General features: G+C 64.3%; 2 protein-coding genes. Both read right to left on the bottom strand.

Translation table 11 applies throughout. The features are described from left to right. Positions 1-194: DUF5681 domain-containing protein (locus A3736_RS18010; RefSeq protein ID WP_233999345.1), on the bottom strand; the 194-nt coding region annotated here is incomplete at its 3' end. A 2-nt stretch (positions 195-196) separates the two neighbouring features. After that, on the bottom strand, positions 197-426 hold a 230-nt coding region (locus A3736_RS18005; RefSeq protein WP_233999344.1), incomplete at its 5' end, for a hypothetical protein.

Genomic DNA, 426 nt, shown 5'->3' with positions numbered 1-426 from the left:
GCCGTAGTGTCGCCTTCCAGAGCCTTATCGATGGCTGTCCGCGTCAACTTCTCATGCTCCCCCTCTAGCAGCGCCTCTACCGCCAGAGTCGTAGCGTGCCGGGCGCCTACGGGCCTGCCAGCGGGGTTGCCGGACTGGCCGGGCTTGAACGTGCCATCCTGTTTCCGGCCTATTGTTGCAGGTTTCTTCGCCATGCTCAGTCCAATATGAAACCAGGCGGAGGGGGAGGAATGCCAGCATTCGGATTAGTGAGACCAGCCGAACGCGCACCGCCGAGGACCGGGGCGCCGTAGTAGCCCGGAAATTCCGCGTGGATGTGATCGCCTTCGTTGAGCACCTTCGCGTCTGGATAGGCTTCGCGCACCCGCGCCCCGAGCCAAGACATCGACTTGCCGGGCGGTGGGGCTAGATCGAGCGCCCCGCCGT

Origin of the sequence: Erythrobacter sp. HI0063 (assembly GCF_001635685.1) — a bacterium.
Classification (GTDB): Bacteria; Pseudomonadota; Alphaproteobacteria; order Sphingomonadales; family Sphingomonadaceae; genus Qipengyuania.
Note: the sequence above shows the minus strand (reverse complement) of the source record. Positions and strands in the feature narration are given on the sequence as shown.